Raw genomic sequence first — 16,207 nt, 5'->3', positions numbered from 1 at the left:
CAGGCCGAGGAGCCGGGCCCGCTGGTATGTGACGGCCTCCTGGCAGACCCCGGTGTCCCGGACCGTCCCGACGGCGGCGGCACTCGCGCACGGGGTGATCGCCGTGGCCATGAACGCCGGTCACCTGGCCGCCTGGCGCCTCGATGTCCACGACGACCTAGCCGGCGGCCCGCGCCGGTTCTTCCACGAACGGCCCCGGGTCAGAACAGCCCCTCCTGCGCCGCCGCCCGCTCCCTGACCGCCCTGACCGGCACCGCGGACTCCCGCCCCCCGGCCGGGAGCAGTCCCCATCCGGTCAGCAGCCGGGTGTCCAGCACCACGACCCCCCTCCCCGTCGCCAGATGCAGATCCGGACCGGCGGCGGCCACCAGCTCCCCGCTCACCGCGCCCCCGGCGACCAGCTCGCTCACCTCTCCCACGGCGGCCGGCACCCCCGCCAGCCCGAACACCCCGACGTGGTCGACCGGCCGGAACGGCTCACGGGCGAGCGACTCCGGCCACCCGTCCAGGGCGACCGCCCGCGCGTGCAACCCGGCGATCTCGGCCGCCCGGTCCCCCTCCCCCGCCGGGAGGACCGCCCGCACCGCCCGCTTGTCGGCGTAGGGGATCCGGTCGGGCACGCGGAGCGCGGCGCGCAGCAGTTCCTCGGTGCGCCGCGCCGCCATCAGCGGCCCGGTCCCCAGCCAGCTGAAGCAGACCGCACCCTGCTCCAGCAGCCGCGCCGGCCCGCGCCGCACGGCGGTGATCCCGACCTTGGCCATCCCGGGCCCGAACCACGCCAGGTACACGCGGTAGGGCCGCGGATCGTCCGCGAGGGTGTCGGCGGCCACCGAGTGCGCCCGGTCCAGCCGGGCGCACTCCTCACAGCGCGCCCCCGTGCTCCGCCCCGGGACCGCCGCCCCGAGCGGACACGCGTTCCCCCGTGCCCCCACGCATGTCCGCCCTCCCCCTTCCCCGACCCCGAAGGCCACCCGTTTCCCCCGGGTCAGCACGGAGCGCCGGCCGCCCTCCCACGCCAGCACGGGACCGTCCGCCGACCACCGCAGCCCCGAGCATCTCCACGCCTGTGCCATCTCTGCCGAGACTAGGGGGCACCACCGACAACGGCCGTGGTTCAGCCGTCGGTCCGCCCCGCCCCCACGGAAGGCCGCGCGTCCGGTGCGCCACCGCGCGCCGCGGGTACGACGACCGGCCCGGCCGCCGCCCGCACCCCGCCCCGCCCCCGGCCCGCCAGCCGGCAGCCCAGGCACTCCGCGTGCCCCTGCCGGGCGCTCAGGTCCCGCACCCGCCACCCCCACTGCTCCCTCGGCCGGGGCCCCGGCGGCTTGCCCCACCCGGCGAGGTGCAGCACCCAGGTGACGACGAGGCCCGCGAGCGCGATCGACGCCCCGCCCACCAGCAGCGGTCCGGACACCGTGACGATCCCGAACCCCACGACCGCGGCACCGGCCCCGGCGATCCCGAAACCCGTCCACCCCGCAACCGTGTGCCCGTGGTCATATGAATGCGCGCTCACGTGTCCACCCCTCCGCCACCGACGCCAGAATCTCTCATGTCGTAAGAGATTTATCATGAAGCCCCTCACAATCTAAGAGAAACGAGGAAACCGGAATGCAAGCCAAGCCGCACCGGCCCGCCACGCCGGAGCAGGCGCTGCGGGCGATGGACCGGCTCGTCGCGACCCACCTGGTGGGCCGGCACGAGATCGCCCAGCAGGCCGGTCTGAACGTCACCGACCTGACCTGTTTCGCCTTCGTCATCGAGGCCGGCGAGGACTTGCTCACGGCCGGCGAGCTGGCGGACCGCGTCCACGTCACGACGGGCGCGATGACCGGGATCCTCAACCGCCTGGAACGCGCGGGCTACATCACCCGCCGCCCCGACCCCGCGGACCGCCGCCGCGTCCGCGTGGAAGCGCTGCCGGACGCCCTGGCCCGCACGCGCGAGATCTACGACCCCTACTACGCCCGCGTCAACGAGCTCTTCGCCGACTACACCCCGGAGGAGATCGCCGTGCTCCACGACTGGTTCCGCCGCGCGAACACGGTCGCGGCCGACTACCTGGAGGAGCACTGCCGCACCGACTGAGACACCGAGGTGCCGAGTGCGGGCCGGAGTGCAAGCCTGGTTGAGGGGCCGTAACGCTCGGGGACAGCCGAAAGGTCGGACACATGGCGAGCAATGTCAGCGGCACGCGCCACCACCAGGCCGGGTGGGAGGCGAAAAGCCCTTGGGCCACGAGTTGGACGGCGGCGGCGGCGGTCCTGATGACGTTCGGCGGCATCATGGCGATCTTCCAGGGCATCGCCGCCATCGCCCAGGACGACGTCTTCGTCACCACCCAGAACTTCACCTACGAGTTCAGCCTGACCGGCTGGGGCTGGATCCACCTGATCCTCGGCGCCCTGGTGACCGTCGCCGGTCTCGCCCTGTTCACCGGGGCCACCTGGGCCCGCGTGGTGGGCATCGCGCTGGCCGGGCTCAGCATGGTCGCCAACTTCGTGTGGCTGCCCCACGCGCCGGTCTGGGCGGTCGCCCTCATCATCATCGACGGCTTCATCATCTGGGCCCTGTGCGCACCACGCCGCGAGTCCCGGGCGTAGAGCGCCCGTTCGCGGACTGGAGGGCCTTCTGGCCCGGGCTGGCCGGGGCGGGGGGCGCGGTGGTGATGGTCACCGCCTACTTCCTCCTGCCCCTGGACGGCCTGGGCCCGCACCGGCCGGTCCTGAGCTGGACCCTCTTCGTCCTCGCCCTGGTGCTGGTGGCCGTCCTGCTGCTGAGGCAGGTGGTCCACGTCCTGCTCGGAATCCCGAACATCCGCCCGGGACTGGTCATCCCCCTGCTGATGACCCTGTCCATCCTGGTCTTCGCGACCACCTACCTGGCCCTGGCCCAGCGTCCCGGTGAACTCGTCGGCCTCGACACCCGCCTTGACGCCCTGTACTTCACGCTGGTCACCCTCGCGACCATCGGTTACGGCGACATCACCCCGCACGGCGAGGCGGCCCGCCTGGTGACCATCCTGCAGATCCTCTACACCTTCATCTTCCTCACGGCGGCGGCCACCGCCCTGAGCAGCTACCTCCGCACCATGCTCCGCCGTCACGGAGACCCCGGCCCTCCGGACTGACTTCCCCACATCGCACAACCCTGTGATGTGCATCACACTTAATGGAGTGGGGATTCGCTCCCCGGGCCCCGGACGAACGCCGGCCGATCCGCCGCTTCCGTCCACCGCGGCCGTCCGGCTCCGCAATCCTTCGCAAGGGGTGTCCGCTCATGAGCGGCATGGACGCGACTGCTCTCGACAACTTCCGCACGGCCCTGCGGGGACGTGTCGTCACACCGCAGGACACCGATTACGACGAGGCCCGCAGCATCTACAACGCCATGATCGACCGGCGTCCGGCCGCCATCGCCCGGTGCACGGGCACGGCGGACGTACGGACCACCGTCGCCTTCGCCCGGGAGACCGGGGTCGACCTCGCGGTGCGCGGCGGCGGGCACAGCGGACCGGGCCTGTGCCTGGTCGACGACGGGCTCACCCTGGACCTCTCCCCCATGCGGTGGGTGCGGGTCGACCCTGAGGCCGGGACCGCGCAGGCGGGCGGGGGCAGCCTGCTGGGCGACCTGGACCACGAGACCCACGCCTTCGGACTCGGCGTGCCCTCCGGGATCAACTCGACCACGGGGATCGGCGGGCTCACCCTGGGCGGCGGGCACGGCCACCTGACCCGCGCGTACGGTCTGACGGCCGACAGCCTGGTCGCCGCGGACGTCGTCCTGGCCGACGGCAGCGCCGTCACCGTCTCCGAGAAGGAGCACCCGGACCTGCTGTGGGCGCTGCGGGGCGGTGGCGGCAACTTCGGCGTGGTCACGTCGTTCACCTACCGGCTGCACCCGGTGGACACGGTCGGGGTCGCGGCGACCGTGTGGCCGGTCGACCGCACGCCGGAGGTGCTGCGCTGGTACCGGGAGTTCCTGCCCGCCGCGCCGGAGGAACTCAGCGGGTTCTTCGCGCTCATGACCGTCCCGCCCGGGCCGCCCTTCCCGGAACCGCTCCACGGGCAGAAGATGTGCGCCGTGATCTGGTGCCACACCGGCGACCCGGAGACCGGCCGCCTGGAGGACACGCTGTCCGTGGTCAACGACCCGGCCCCGCCGGCCTTCCACTTCGCCACGCCGATGCCCTATCCCGCCCTGCAGACCATGTTCGACGAACTGGTCCCCAAAGGGCTGCAGTGGTACTGGCGCGGCGACTTCTTCGACGGCGTCCCCGACGACGCCGTCGCGGTGCACGAGAGGTACGGCCAGGCCCTCCCCACCGCCCTGTCGACGATGCACCTGTATCCCGTGGACGGAGCGGCCCACCGGGTCGCCCCCGGCGAGACGGCCTGGGCCTACCGGGACGCGACGTGGTCCGGCGTCATCGCGGGCATCGACCCCGACCCGGCCAACGCCGATCGGGTCCGGCAGTGGTGCGTCGACTACTGGACCGACCTGCACCCGCACTCCATGGGCGGCTCGTACGTCAACTTCCTCGGCGAGGCGGAGGGCCCCGAGCGCGTCCGCTCCACCTACCGCGACAACTACGACCGGCTGACCGCGGTCAAACGCGCCTACGACCCGGACAACTTCTTCCACGCCAACCAGAACATCCCGCCGTCCGCGGCCTGAGCCGGCCGGTGGTCGCCGTCACGACGAACGCCGGAGGCCCCGTGGATCACTCCACGGGGCCTCCGGCTCACTGTGCACTCGGCAGGATTCGAACCTGCAACCTTCTGATCCGTAGTCAGATGCTCTATCCGTTAAGCTACGAGTGCTTGTCTCTTCAGTTTTCTCGCCGCTTCCCGGCCCTTTCGGCCCGCTCGCGGCGACAGGAAGAACATTACATGACTGCCGCCGTCATGTGAAATCCGTTCGGCCCACCCCTTGCGACCTGCGCAAACGCGGAATCCGCGAGGCGACAACGACGAAGCCCCGGCCACAGGGGCCGGGGCTTCGTGATGAGGCGGAGGCGGAGGGATTTGAACCCTCGATGGGCTTTAAGACCCAAACCGCATTAGCAGTGCGGCGCCATAGACCGGACTAGGCGACGCCTCCATGCACAGAACCTTCCGCGCGTGAGCGCGAGCGGATTCGGTGCGTGCCGATGATGACACACCCGCGTGGGGTGTCACCAATCGCCACCCACGGTACTAGGCGGGGAGCCCGCAGGGCAAAGCACTTCCCGTCGCCGCGTCGGCGTGGCGCGACGTCCCGCGCGGTGGCTCGTTGGACAGGCCATGTCGAAGGCCATGCCCAAGGTCGCCCCCCGGGCCATCGGCCCCGTCCGCCCCGGGCTGCGGCGGCTCGTCGTCGGCGGCGCCGCCTCCGCCGCCTCCGTCGCCGCGCTCGCCTCGCTGTCCACCGCGCCCCCGGCGGCGTACGCACGGGACGCGCCCGGGCCCGGTGACCGCCTCACCGTCACCGTGCGCGACGCGGGCGGCGGGGCGGACGGGACGTACGAGGTGCGGTGCCGGCCCGACCCCGCCGGGGCCTGTGCGGCCGTCGAGCGGAACACCCGGGGGGCGGAACGCCTTCGCCCCGGCGCCGCGGGACGCCGTCCGCACCCTGCGGTACGGCGGGCCCGCCACCGCCCGCGTCACCGGCACCTGGGCCGGCCGTCCCGTCGACGCGACCCGCACCCGTACGAACGGATGCGAGAGCGCCCGCCGGGACCGGCTGGTGCCGCTGCTGCCCGAAGCGCGCGCCGCGGGGCGCGCGTGAGGGTGACCGGGAGCGGCGGGGGGGGCGCGCGGTGGCGAGTCGGGGCACAGGGGGCGTAAAGGTCCCGCGAAGGTTCGTGGCGCGTCGGCGCAGGCAGTCCCGGGTTCCGGGCCTACCGGGCGTCACACCGCCGTCACTTTCCCGTGCGACTTCCGTCCCATCCGGCGTCGCGAGCGCAACCCCAGCCCTTAGACTCCCTCGCGTGACACGCTGCGGGCAGGTTGGCAAGATGGCCCGAGCGGTCGGCACGTCGCGGTAACAGGGAGGAAGCGTCTCGTGAGCAGCAGGCCATCCCGAGGCACTGCTCGCCTCGCAGCCATACTGGACGCGCTTCCGGACGCCCTGGTGCTGGTCAACGCCAACGGGACGATCGTCAACGCCAACGCCATCGCCCTGGAGGCCTTCGAGACCCCCGGCACGGCACTGGTGGGACGGGGGCTGCTGGATCTGCTGCCGCAGTTCGACTCCAAGCTCATCCCGGGGTCCATGCGGCGGCCCGACCACATCGATCCCCGGGCGCGCACCAAGCCGACGCGGATGGTCGCCCGGCGGACCGACGGGACCGAGTTCCCGGTCGAGGTCACCAGTGCGAATCTGGAGAACGGCCAGCAGGCGTACGACAGTTCCGGCTACACCGGCGACGAGCTGCTGATGCTCGTCGTCCGCGACCTCTCCGGCACCGTCGACACCGAGGCCGAGCTCGCGCGTTCGCAGCGGCAGACCGAGATGATCCTGCGCGCCGCCTCCGAGGGCGTCGTCGGGACCGACACCGACGGGCGGATCGTCCTCGTCAACCCGGCCGCCGCCCAGATACTGGGCTACCGGGCCGGCGAACTCGGCGGACGCGAACTGCACACGCTCGTCCTGCACTCGCGCGCCGACGGCTCCCCCTTCCCGTACGACGAGTCCCCGCTCGCCGACACCCTGCGCTCCGGGCGCAAGCACCGGGTGCGCGGTCAGGTGCTGTACGCCAAGAACGGCGACCAACTGCCGGTCGACCTGACGACCGCGCCGGTGCGCGACGGCGACCAGCTCGTCGGCGCCGTCATGACATTCCTCGACCGCCGGCCCTACGACGCGCTCGCCGAGGAGAAGGAGAAGGCCGAGCGGGAGCACGCCGAGGAGCTGGAGCGGCTCGCCGAGGAACACGCCTCCGAACTCACCGCCCTGCGCCAGGGCCACGTCACCGAGCTGGAGGAGCTGCGCGAGCAGCACGCGGAGGAACTCGCCGCGAACGAGGAGCGGTACGCCGCGCTCGGCGAGCGGGAGAAGGACCGCTACGAGGCCCTCGCCGCGCGGCACGACCAGCTGCTCACCCTGCTCGGGCGGTCCCTGCGGGGCCCGCTGGACGAACTGCGCCGCGAGCTGTCCGCGCTGGCCGCCGACGACGCCGGGCAGCTGTGGCCCGAGGCCAACCAGGTGCTCCACCACCTGTCGGCCGGCTACGCCCGGATCACGACCCTCATCGACAACGTCCTCGGCTACCAGCGGCTCGACGCCGGGAGCGAGCAGGTCGTCCGTACGAAGGTGATGCTCGACGCCGTCGTCGGCGCCGGGGTCGACGGCGCCGTGGAACTCGTCGGCCCCGGACGGGTGCAGTTCGCCGTGCACGCGCCGCCCATCGAGGCCGAGGTCGACCCGCGGCTGCTCGCGACCGCCCTCGCACACCTCGTCGCGAACGTCGCGGGCGTCGACGCGACCGGCAACACGCCCGTGGCGGCCGGCGGTTACCTGGACAACACGGTCGTGGTCGCGGCGGCGCAGCGCGGCGAGGTCGTCCGCATCGAGGTGCGCGGACCGTACGGCGGCGGCGACCCGGTGCACGAGCCGATCGTGCGCGGGATCGTCCGGGCGCACGGCGGTGTGCTGCAGACCCACGAGGTGCCCGGGACGAGCGGCAGCGCGTTCGTCCTCGAGGTGCCGATCGGGGGAGGGGCGGGGTCCGTCGCGGCCGCCGTTCCGCACACGGCGGTCCCGGCCGAGGAGACCGCTCCCGTCGAGCCGGCCTCCGGTGGCGGGCGGCGCCGGGCGCGGCGCGCGTCCACGGACGCCTTCCTGGAGATCGAGGCGCCGGGCGCGGAGGACGGCTCCGGTGCCGAGTCCACGCCCACCGGCCGGCGCAGGCGTCGGGCGGCCGCCGCCGACGACGACGAGCCCGCGCAGGCACAGCTTCCGGCGCAGGCGACGCAGCCGGCGTCCAGCGGTACCGGGCGGCGGCGTGGCCGGCCGGCCGAGAACGCGTCGGCCGCGGTGGGCGCCGAGGTCGAGCTCGCCGGGGCGGCCGGGGTGTCCGGGGTGTCCGGGGTGTCCGAGGGCGCCGTCGTCACCGCCGCCGAGCACGCGGCGGGGGCCGCCGCGTCGAACACGGGGCTGGGCGGGACCGTACCGCCGCAGGGGGTGCCGGTGCCGGCCGGACGGAGTGCCCGGCACGGGTCCGGCGAAGAGGGCGAACAGCACGCGCTGCCGCCGGCACTGCCCGCGCCGTCCGGCGGGAACGAGGCGGCCGACGCGCCCCAGGCCGGGGTCGCGGTGCACGTTCCGGCTCAGGCTTCGGGTCAGTCGCAGCCGACGGGACGGCGCCGGCGGGCGCTGGCCGCCGCCACCGAGCGGGCGGCGGCGCAGGAGGCCGCGCCCCGTACGGTGTTCGCCCTGCCACCGGCCGAGGCGGACCAGGAACAGCAGGCCGGACAGACGCCACAGGCCGGGGCGGCCGGACGGACCGGGACCGCCGGACAGGCCGGGGTCGACGGGGAGGCCGGGTTCGACGACGGCCGCCATGACGCCGCTCCGCTCGGCCAGGCCGACGACCACACTCCGCCGCAGCCGCATCCCACCAGCGCGCCGACGGGCCGCCGGCGGCGGGCCGTCGCCCGGCCGACGGAGCCCGACGGCATCCCCGCCGAGGTTTCCGCTCCGGCCGTGCAGGCGGCGACCGTCCAGGCTCCGGGCGCTCCGGCGCCGTGGGGGGCGGCGCCCGCGCAGGGGGCTCCGGTTCCGCCGCAGGGGGCTCCCGTCCCCGCACAGGGTGCGGCCGCCCCGCCGCAGGGGGCTCCCGTGCCCGCGCAGGGCGCGGTCGGTCCGGTCCAGGACGCTGCGATCCCGGCACAGGGCACTTCCCCTGCGCCGCAGGGGGCTCCCGTCCCCGCACAGGGCGCGGCCGCCCCGCCGCAGGGGGCTCCCGTTCCGGCACAGGGCGCGGCCGTTCCCCCGCAAACGACTCCCGTGCCCGCACAGGGTGCGGCCCTTCCCCCGCAAGGGGTTCCCGTCCCGGCACAGGGCGCGGCCGTTCCCCCGCAAGCGGCCCCCGTACCACCGCAGGGCGCTCCCGTCCCGCCGCACAACACCGCACCCCCGGCGCCCGGCGCACCGGTACCCGCACAAGGGGCGGCCGTCCCCCCGCAGGGGACTGCCGTACCGGCACACGGCGCTGCGGTCCCGGGCGCTCCCGTGCCCGCACAGGCTCCGGCCCTTCCCCCGCAAGGGGTTCCCGTCCCCGCGCAAGGTGCGGCCGTCCCCCCGCAGGGCGCCCCTGTCCCCGCGCAAGGCGCGGCCGTTCCCCCGCAAGGGGTCCCCGCCCCGGCACAGGGCGCGGCCGTCCCGCCGCAAGCGGCCCCCGTACCGCCGCAGGGCGCTCCCGTCCCGCCGCACAGCACCGCACCCCCGGCGCCCGGCGCACCGGTACCCGCACAAGGGGCGGCCGTCCCCGCGGCTCCCGTACCGCCGCAGGGCGCTCCCGTGCCCGCGCGGGGAGAGGCTGCGCAGCCGCTTCCCGCCGCGCAGCCGCTTCCCGCCGAGGCCGCGGCCGACGGCGCCCCCGCCCCGCAGCAGTGGCCCGCCGCCGGTGACGCCCCCGGTGCCGGTACGGCCGTGAGCCCGGCGCAGCCGACGCCCGCCGCCGGTACCCCGTTGCCGCCCGAGGGCGCGCCGGTGCAGCGGGCCGCTCAGCCGTTGCCCGCGGAGGCCGCGGCGCCGGTCGACCCGAACTCCACGCAGGGGCGGGCGATCAGCGTGCGGACGCTGGGGCAGGGCGTGCCGTTCAACCGGCAGGCCGCCCAGGTGCAGCAGCCGCTGCCGTCGGCCACGCCTCCCCCGCACCAGCCGGGCGGATCCGGCCGCCGCCGCAAGCTCGGCACGCGCCCCGACCCGGCCGCGGGCACGGAGCAGAACGCGCGCCCGCACCCGCCGACCGAGCCCGCACCCGCCCACGCGCACGCGCCGGCGCAGTCCCGGCTCGCGCCGACGACCGAGGGCACCGGACGGTCGTACGCCATAGGGGCGCCCGACGCGGACGCCGCCGAGGGGCCCGAGCCGCTGGACGGTCCGGGCGGGGCCGTCGAGGTGGCGGACCCGCCGCGTCCGCAGCCGATGGACGACGAGCTGCCGCCGGAGCCGCTGGACAACCCGCGCCGGCTGCTGGTGTGGCCCGCGCCGGACGTCACCACGCAGCAGGCGCTGAGCGACCGCGGCTACCGGCCGGTGATCGTGCACTCGCGCGAGGAGGTCGACGCGCAGATCGCGGCGTTCCCCGCCGCGCTGTTCGTGGACCCGCTGACCGGGCCGATCACCCGTACGGCCTTGCAGTCGCTGCGGCAGGCGGCGGTGGCCGCCGAGGTGCCGGTGCTGGTCACGGCCGGGCTCGGACAGGCCTCGCGCGACGCCGCGTACGGCGCCGACCCCGCCGTGCTGCTGAAGGCGCTCGCGCCGCGCGACAGCGATCAGCACCCCCCGCGCGTGCTGCTGATCGAGGAGCACGCGGAGATCGCGCTGGCGCTCACCGGGACGCTGGAGCGGCGCGGGATGCAGGTCGCGCGGGCCGCGAGCGACGCCGACGCGGTGGCGCTGGCGGGGCAGTTCCGGCCGAACCTGGTGGTGATGGACCTGATGCAGGTGCACCGGCGCCAGGCCGGGGCCGCCGGGATCGTCGACTGGCTGCGGGCGAACGGACAGCTCAACCGCACCCCGCTCGTCGTCTACACGGCCGCCATCGGCCAGGCGGACCTGCCGCGGCTGGCCTCCGGCGAGACGGTGCTGTTCCTGGCGGAGCGGTCCACCAGCGAAGAGGTGCAGGAAGGGATCGTCGACCTGCTGTCGCGGATCGGGACCAACTGACCCGCGCCGCCGTCAGCGGGCGACCAGGCGGCGGGCCGCCTCCTTCACGGACGCGCGCAGCCGGGCGCGGTCGCCGGCCTCCTCGCCGACCAGGACGCGGCGCATCTGCGGGACGACGGCCGTCCAGTTGGCCAGCGCGGTCAGCAGGAACAGCAGGTCGCCGGCCGGGATGGCGTCGGTGACGACTCCGCGCTCCTGGCCGTCCCGGATCAGGGCGACCTTGCGGACGTAGTGCTCCTGGCGTTCGCCCTCGTGGGGCAGCTCGCCGGTGCCGTACTCCAGGCCCTCCCAGAAGAGCAGGCGCAGCAGTTCGGGGTGGGCGGCGTGGTAGTCCATCAGCCGGTCGACCCAGCTCTCGATGTCGTCCGGGTCGACGGGTACGGACTCGGCGAGGTCCAGCATCTTCCGCTCGAGGACGATCGCGAACAGCTCCGCCTTGTTGCCGAAGTAGGCGTAGATCAGCTGCTTGTTGGCCTTCGCCTCGGCCGCGATGCGGTCGATGCGGGCGCCGGCGATGCCGTGGCGGGCGAACTCGGTGACCGCCGCCTCGAAGATCCGGGCCTTGGTGGCCTCGGGGTCCCTGACTGCCATGGGGACAGAGTAACGCCACTTGTAACCAACCGTTTGGTTGACAGGGAATCCGGCACGGACGCAGACTGTTCCCCGATCATCCAACCAACCAGTTGGTTGTTGGAGCGGACTCGAAGCAGACCCGAAGGGACGTCCCCCTCATGTCCTCAGTGCCCAGCGCCACCGACACCGGCCGGCAGGCCCGCAGGCCACCGCTCGCCGCTCCCGAACCGGGTCCGGGTCCGTCCCGCGGCTCCGGCGCGTTCCTCACGCTCATCGCCGTCTGCACCGCGGTCACGGCCGCCAACATCTACCTCGCCGCGCCCCTGCTCTCCCTGATCGCCCGCGACTTCGGTTCCACACCGTCGGCCGTGGCCTGGATCGCCTCGGTCGCCCAGCTCGGATACGCCGTCGGACTGCTCTTCTTCGCCCCGCTCGGCGACACCGCCGACCGGCGCCGGCTGGTCACCGTCCTCACCCTGGTCACCACCGCCGCCCTGATCGCCAGTGCCGTCGCCCCGGGCACCGGCGCACTGGCGGCCGCCGTGTTCGTCGCCTCGGCCGGGACCGTCGTACCGCAGCTGCTGGTCCCGCTGGTCGCCGAACGCGCACCCGCCGCCCGCCGCGCCCGTCACGTCGCCGCCGTGATCGCCGGCCTGTTCACCGGCATCGTCGCCGCCCGGGTCCTCGGCGGCCTCGCCGGGCAGGCCTTCGGCTGGCGGTGGGTGTTCGCGGGCGCGGCCGTCCTCACGCTCGCCCTGGGCGTCGCCACCGCCCTCGTCCTGCCGTCCGGACGGCGCCGCCGCGACGGCGCGCTGTTCGGCGGCCTCGCCGCGCTGCCCGGACTGCTGCGCCGCTCGCCGGACCTGTGGCGCGCGTCGGTGCGCCAGGCGGGGATGTTCGGCGCGTGGAGCGCGCTGTGGACCTCACTCGCCCTGCTGCTGACGGGCCCGGCCTATGGTCTGTCCACCGCCACCGCCGGGCTGTTCGGCCTCTTCGGGCTCGCGGCGAGCGCGGTGGCACCGCTGGCGGGCGGGCTGGTCGACCGTTTCGGCGCCGCCCGGGTCGTACGGGGGGCGTATCTGCTCGCGGCCGTCTCCGTACCGCTGTTCTGGCTGGGCGGGCAGGTCGTCCAGTCGCTGTTCGTCGCCGCGGTCGCGATCCACGCGGCCCTGGTCGCCTCCCACGTCGCCAACCAGACCCTCGCCCTGACCACCACCTCCAGCCCGGCCGTCGCCAACACCGCCTACGTCGTCTCCGGCTTCGCCGGCGGCGCCACCGCCTCGGCCCTCGCGGGCACCGCCTTCACCCACTTCGGCTGGGGCGGGGTGTCGGCGGTGGCGGCGGTCTGGCTGGCGCTGGGCTGGGGGAGCACGGCGGGGCGGCGGGGGCGGCGGTGACGGCCGTCGCCGCCGCAGGACCGGGGCATCCGCCGCCGGCGCACCCGGCGCCGGAGCCGCACGCCGCCGGACGGTGCGCGGCGCGGTCCGCCCACCGTCCGGCGCACGCCGGTGTCAGAGCCGGGTGACGTCCAGCTCCCCCTCGGCGTACTGCCTGCGCAGCACCTTCTTGTCGAACTTTCCGACGCTGGTCTTCGGCACCGACGCGATCACCGTCCAGCGCTCCGGGAGCTGCCACTTGGCGATCCTCCCCTCTTCCTGGAGGAAGGCGCGCAGGGTGGTGAAGTCGGCGGTGGAGCCCTCCTTGAGGACGACCGTGGCCAGCGGGCGCTCGCCCCACTTGTCGTCCGGGACGGCGACGACGGCGGCCTCGGCGACGTCCGGATGGGCCATCAGCGCGTTCTCCAGCTCGACCGAGGAGATCCACTCGCCGCCGGACTTGATGACGTCCTTGGCGCGGTCGGTGAGGGTGAGGAAGCCGTCGGGGGAGATCGTCCCGACGTCGCCCGTCTTCAGCCAGCCGTCCTCGCTGAACTTGTCGGCCGGGCGCAGGGGCTCCGCTTCGGGGCCGTTGTAGTAGGCGCCGGCGATCCAGTTGCCGCGGACCTCCAGCTCGCCGGCGGACTCGCCGTCCCAGGGGAGGCGTTCGCCGCCGGGGCCGGTGAGACGGGCCTCGACGCCGGTCGGGAAGCGGCCCTGGGTCAGCCGGTAGGCGAACTCCTCCTCGGTGCCCACGGCGTGGGCCGGTGGACGGGCGACGGTGCCGAGCGGGGAGGTCTCCGTCATGCCCCAGGCGTGGCAGACCCGCATGCCCAGCCGGTCGAACGCCTCCATCAGGGAGGGCGGACAGGCGGAGCCGCCGATGGTGACCTGGGTGAGGGAGGAGACGTCCCGGGGCCTGGCGGTCAGCTCGGCGAGCAGGCCCTGCCAGATGGTGGGGACGGCGGCGGCGTGGGTCGGCCTCTCGCCCTCGATCATCTCGGCGAGCGGGGCGGGCTGCAGGAAGCGGTCCGGCATCAGCATGTTGACGCCGGTCATGAAGGTGGCGTGCGGCAGGCCCCAGGCGTTGACGTGGAACTGCGGGACGACGACCAGCGAGGTGTCCTGGTCGGTCAGGCCCATCGACTCCGTCATGTTGACCTGCATGGAGTGCAGGTAGATCGAACGGTGGCTGTAGACCACGCCCTTGGGGTCGCCGGTGGTGCCGGAGGTGTAGCACATGGCGGCGGCGGCGCGCTCGTCCAGCTCCGGCCAGTCGTAGGCGACGGGCTGCCCGGCGAGCAGGTCCTCGTACTCGTGCACCCGCGCGGTGGCGTCCGCCAGCGCGGAACGGTCGCCGGGTCCGGAGACGACCACGTGCTCGACCGTCTTCAGGTGCGGCAGCAGCGGGGCGAGCAGGGGGATGAGCGAACCGTTGACGATGACCACCCGGTCCGCGGCGTGGTTGACGATCCACGCGAGCTGCTCGGCCGGGAGGCGGAGGTTCAGGGTGTGGAGGACGGCGCCCATGGAGGGGATCGCGAAGTACGCCTCGACGTGCTCGGCGTTGTTCCACATGAGGGTGGCGACCCGGTCGTCGCCGGTGACGCCGAGGTCGTCGCGCAGGGCGTGGGCCAGCTGGGCCGCCCGGGCGCCGATCTCCGCGTAGGAACGGCGGTGCGGTTCGCCCTCGCCGGTCCAGGTGGTCACCTGTGAGGCGCCGTGGATCGTCGACCCGTGGGTCAGGATCCTCGAGATCAGCAGCGGTACGTCCTGCATGGTGCTCAGCACGGCGTCCTCCTGGGCGACATTGCCTGCGCGGCGGTACGGGTTGCGCTGATTCTGCGCACATACCGCGCGGTATGTCACTAGGGGAGCGAATGATCGATCACTCCGTGCCGGAGGGCCGGCGCGTCTCAGCCGCGGACGAGCCCCAGTTCGGCGTCCTCGCGGAGCTTGCCGAGCGCCCTCGACACGGCCGACTTCACCGTGCCCACCGAGACGCCGAGCACCTCGGCCGTCTGGACCTCGCTGAGGTCCTCGTAGTACCGCAGCACGACCATCGCCCGCTGCCGCGCGGGCAGCCGCATGATCGCCCGCCACATCGCGTCGCGCAGCGCCTGCCGCTCGGCCGGGTCGTCACCGCCGGGCGCCGGGTCGGGCTCGGGCAGCTCGTCGCAGACGAACTCGTCGACCTTGCGCTTGCGCCACTGCGAGGTGCGCGTGTTCAGCAGCGCCCGGCGCACGTAGCCGTCGAGCGCCCGGTGGTCCTCTATGCGCTCCCAGGCGACGTACGTCTTGGTGAGCGCGGTCTGCAGCAGGTCCTCCGCGTCGCTCGGATTCCCGGTCAGCGACCGGGCGGTACGCAGGAGCACCGGCTGGCGAGCCCTCATGTACGACGAGAACGACGGGTACGGGAGGGTCTGCGCCGCTGTCGCCGGGGCCGCGGCTTTCGAAGCACTGGTGCAGACGGGTGTGGTCATGGCTCAACGCTATGAGCGGGGCCGGTCCGACGGATCGCCCGCAGGTCCCGAAGGCACGTCCCCCTCAGGTTGTAGGGGTGGGGCCCGCTCCACCTCCTGGAGGTGGACGAGCGGATGAGGGGGACTGCGGGTCGGCCCCTGAGAGAAGCCCGGACCTCCCGTACCTCCCGGACCGCCGGCGCCCGCCTCCCGGGGCGGCCGGGCGGCGGCACCGAAGCACCCCCGCCCGGCCGCCCCGCACCCCACGAAGCACACCCGCACGGTCAGGACGCCGGCCTCACCACAGCGGGCTGAAGCTGATCGCCACGTTGTCGTTGCCCTGGTTGACGGCCGTGAAGGCGGAGCCGTTGACCTGGGCGGTGTTGTTCTGGTTCGTGGCACCGGGTCCGGTGGCCTGCTGCTGCGAGGTGGCCGAGTTGCCGAAGTTGTCACCGCCGACGCCGGTGCCGAGGGCGTCGACCTCGGCGCTGGTGGCCGTCGCGTTCGCTCCGTCGTCCGCCAGGGCGCCGCTGTCCGCCGCCGCGACGCCGGTGAAGAGGGCGGCCGCGAGCGGAAGGGCGGAGACAGCGGCGACGAGGCGGGCGGTACGGATGCTTGCCATGGTGTGTTCCCTCCAGAACAAGGACGCACCGGCTCATGGCCGTGTGCGCGTGAACTACGGCTGTCACCGGGGAAGTCGTCCCCCGCCCCGGTGCTGTGCACGACGTCGCGAGATCAGGGTTGCCCAGGGGATCCCCGGCGGACCACCCCGGACGCCGTCATTCGCACGCAAGCGTGACGACAAGGCGATAAACCTCCGCACGCCCCCTGGCCTCCCCTCCCCTTCGAGGGGGAAGCCCTCGCCCCGCTCCCCGCAAGAGGGGAAGCGTTCCGCCACTTCTTCCGCACTTCTCCCGC

General features: G+C 74.2%; 12 protein-coding genes, 2 tRNA genes and 1 pseudogene. 7 read left to right on the top strand and 8 right to left on the bottom strand.

Features of this window, described 5'->3' with window-relative positions; translation table 11 throughout:
* Window positions 1–200: 200 nt before the first annotated feature.
* Both ADK41_RS29705 and ADK41_RS29700 read right to left on the bottom strand, forming a co-directional pair.
* On the bottom strand, window positions 201–1,073 hold the full coding sequence (locus ADK41_RS29705) for a DUF2797 domain-containing protein (protein WP_030820332.1): 873 nt from the start codon (window positions 1,071–1,073) through the stop codon (window positions 201–203).
* A gap of 41 nt (window positions 1,074–1,114) precedes the next feature.
* On the bottom strand, window positions 1,115–1,516 hold the full coding sequence (locus ADK41_RS29700) for an HGxxPAAW family protein (RefSeq protein ID WP_030820330.1): 402 nt from the start codon (window positions 1,514–1,516) through the stop codon (window positions 1,115–1,117).
* A gap of 95 nt (window positions 1,517–1,611) precedes the next feature.
* Between ADK41_RS29700 and ADK41_RS29695 the strand changes: the two genes are divergently transcribed.
* The 4 genes from ADK41_RS29695 (at window position 1,612) to ADK41_RS29680 (ending at window position 4,677) form a co-directional block, all read left to right on the top strand.
* Window positions 1,612–2,088 (top strand): MarR family winged helix-turn-helix transcriptional regulator, encoded by a 477-nt coding sequence (locus ADK41_RS29695; RefSeq protein WP_030820328.1) that lies wholly within the window; start codon window positions 1,612–1,614, stop codon window positions 2,086–2,088.
* An 83-nt stretch (window positions 2,089–2,171) separates the two neighbouring features.
* Window positions 2,172–2,603: a DUF7144 family membrane protein gene (locus ADK41_RS29690; RefSeq protein ID WP_030820325.1), complete on the top strand. Its 432-nt coding sequence runs from the start codon at window positions 2,172–2,174 to the stop codon at window positions 2,601–2,603.
* 65 nt (window positions 2,604–2,668) lie between these two features.
* Window positions 2,669–3,130 (top strand): potassium channel family protein, encoded by a 462-nt coding sequence (locus ADK41_RS29685; RefSeq protein ID WP_030820323.1) that lies wholly within the window; start codon window positions 2,669–2,671, stop codon window positions 3,128–3,130.
* Window positions 3,131–3,288: 158 nt separating this feature from the next.
* Complete coding sequence (locus tag ADK41_RS29680) at window positions 3,289–4,677, top strand: FAD-binding oxidoreductase (RefSeq protein WP_030820321.1); 1,389 nt, start codon at window positions 3,289–3,291, stop codon at window positions 4,675–4,677.
* A gap of 73 nt (window positions 4,678–4,750) precedes the next feature.
* Here the strand turns inward: ADK41_RS29680 and ADK41_RS29675 are convergent.
* Window positions 4,751–4,823 (bottom strand) — tRNA-Arg (locus tag ADK41_RS29675).
* 189 nt (window positions 4,824–5,012) lie between these two features.
* Window positions 5,013–5,103 (bottom strand) — tRNA-Ser (locus ADK41_RS29670).
* Window positions 5,104–5,297: 194 nt separating this feature from the next.
* Between ADK41_RS29670 and ADK41_RS29665 the strand changes: the two are divergent.
* Window positions 5,298–5,769 (top strand): annotated as a pseudogene (locus tag ADK41_RS29665) (SSI family serine proteinase inhibitor).
* Between the two features lie 276 nt (window positions 5,770–6,045).
* Window positions 6,046–10,878 (top strand): PAS domain-containing protein, encoded by a 4,833-nt coding sequence (locus ADK41_RS29660; protein ID WP_078661806.1) that lies wholly within the window; start codon window positions 6,046–6,048, stop codon window positions 10,876–10,878.
* A 12-nt stretch (window positions 10,879–10,890) separates the two neighbouring features.
* On the opposite strand, the gene ADK41_RS29655 is transcribed toward ADK41_RS29660, so the two are convergent.
* Window positions 10,891–11,469 carry a TetR family transcriptional regulator gene (locus ADK41_RS29655; protein WP_030820317.1) on the bottom strand — a complete coding sequence of 193 codons (579 nt, stop codon included), beginning with the start codon at window positions 11,467–11,469 and terminating at the stop codon, window positions 10,891–10,893.
* Window positions 11,470–11,609: 140 nt separating this feature from the next.
* Between ADK41_RS29655 and ADK41_RS29650 the strand changes: the two genes are divergently transcribed.
* Window positions 11,610–12,848 (top strand): MFS transporter, encoded by a 1,239-nt coding sequence (locus tag ADK41_RS29650; RefSeq protein WP_030820315.1) that lies wholly within the window; start codon window positions 11,610–11,612, stop codon window positions 12,846–12,848.
* Between the two features lie 114 nt (window positions 12,849–12,962).
* Here the strand turns inward: ADK41_RS29650 and ADK41_RS29645 are convergent, their stop codons facing one another.
* The 3 genes from ADK41_RS29645 to ADK41_RS29635 form a co-directional block, all read right to left on the bottom strand.
* On the bottom strand, window positions 12,963–14,606 hold the full coding sequence (locus tag ADK41_RS29645; RefSeq protein ID WP_037803533.1) for a long-chain fatty acid--CoA ligase: 1,644 nt from the start codon (window positions 14,604–14,606) through the stop codon (window positions 12,963–12,965).
* 137 nt (window positions 14,607–14,743) lie between these two features.
* Window positions 14,744–15,310, bottom strand: coding sequence for a SigE family RNA polymerase sigma factor (locus ADK41_RS29640; protein WP_030820311.1), 567 nt, complete (start codon window positions 15,308–15,310; stop codon window positions 14,744–14,746).
* Window positions 15,311–15,587: 277 nt separating this feature from the next.
* A complete protein-coding gene (locus tag ADK41_RS29635) occupies window positions 15,588–15,911 on the bottom strand; it encodes a hypothetical protein (protein ID WP_030820303.1) in 324 nt (107 codons plus the stop codon).
* Between the last annotated feature and the right edge of the window lie 296 nt (window positions 15,912–16,207).

The sequence above is a fragment of the Streptomyces caelestis genome (assembly GCF_001279005.1).
GTDB lineage: Bacteria > Actinomycetota > Actinomycetes > Streptomycetales > Streptomycetaceae > Streptomyces > Streptomyces heliomycini.
Note: the sequence above shows the minus strand (reverse complement) of the source record. Positions and strands in the feature narration are given on the sequence as shown.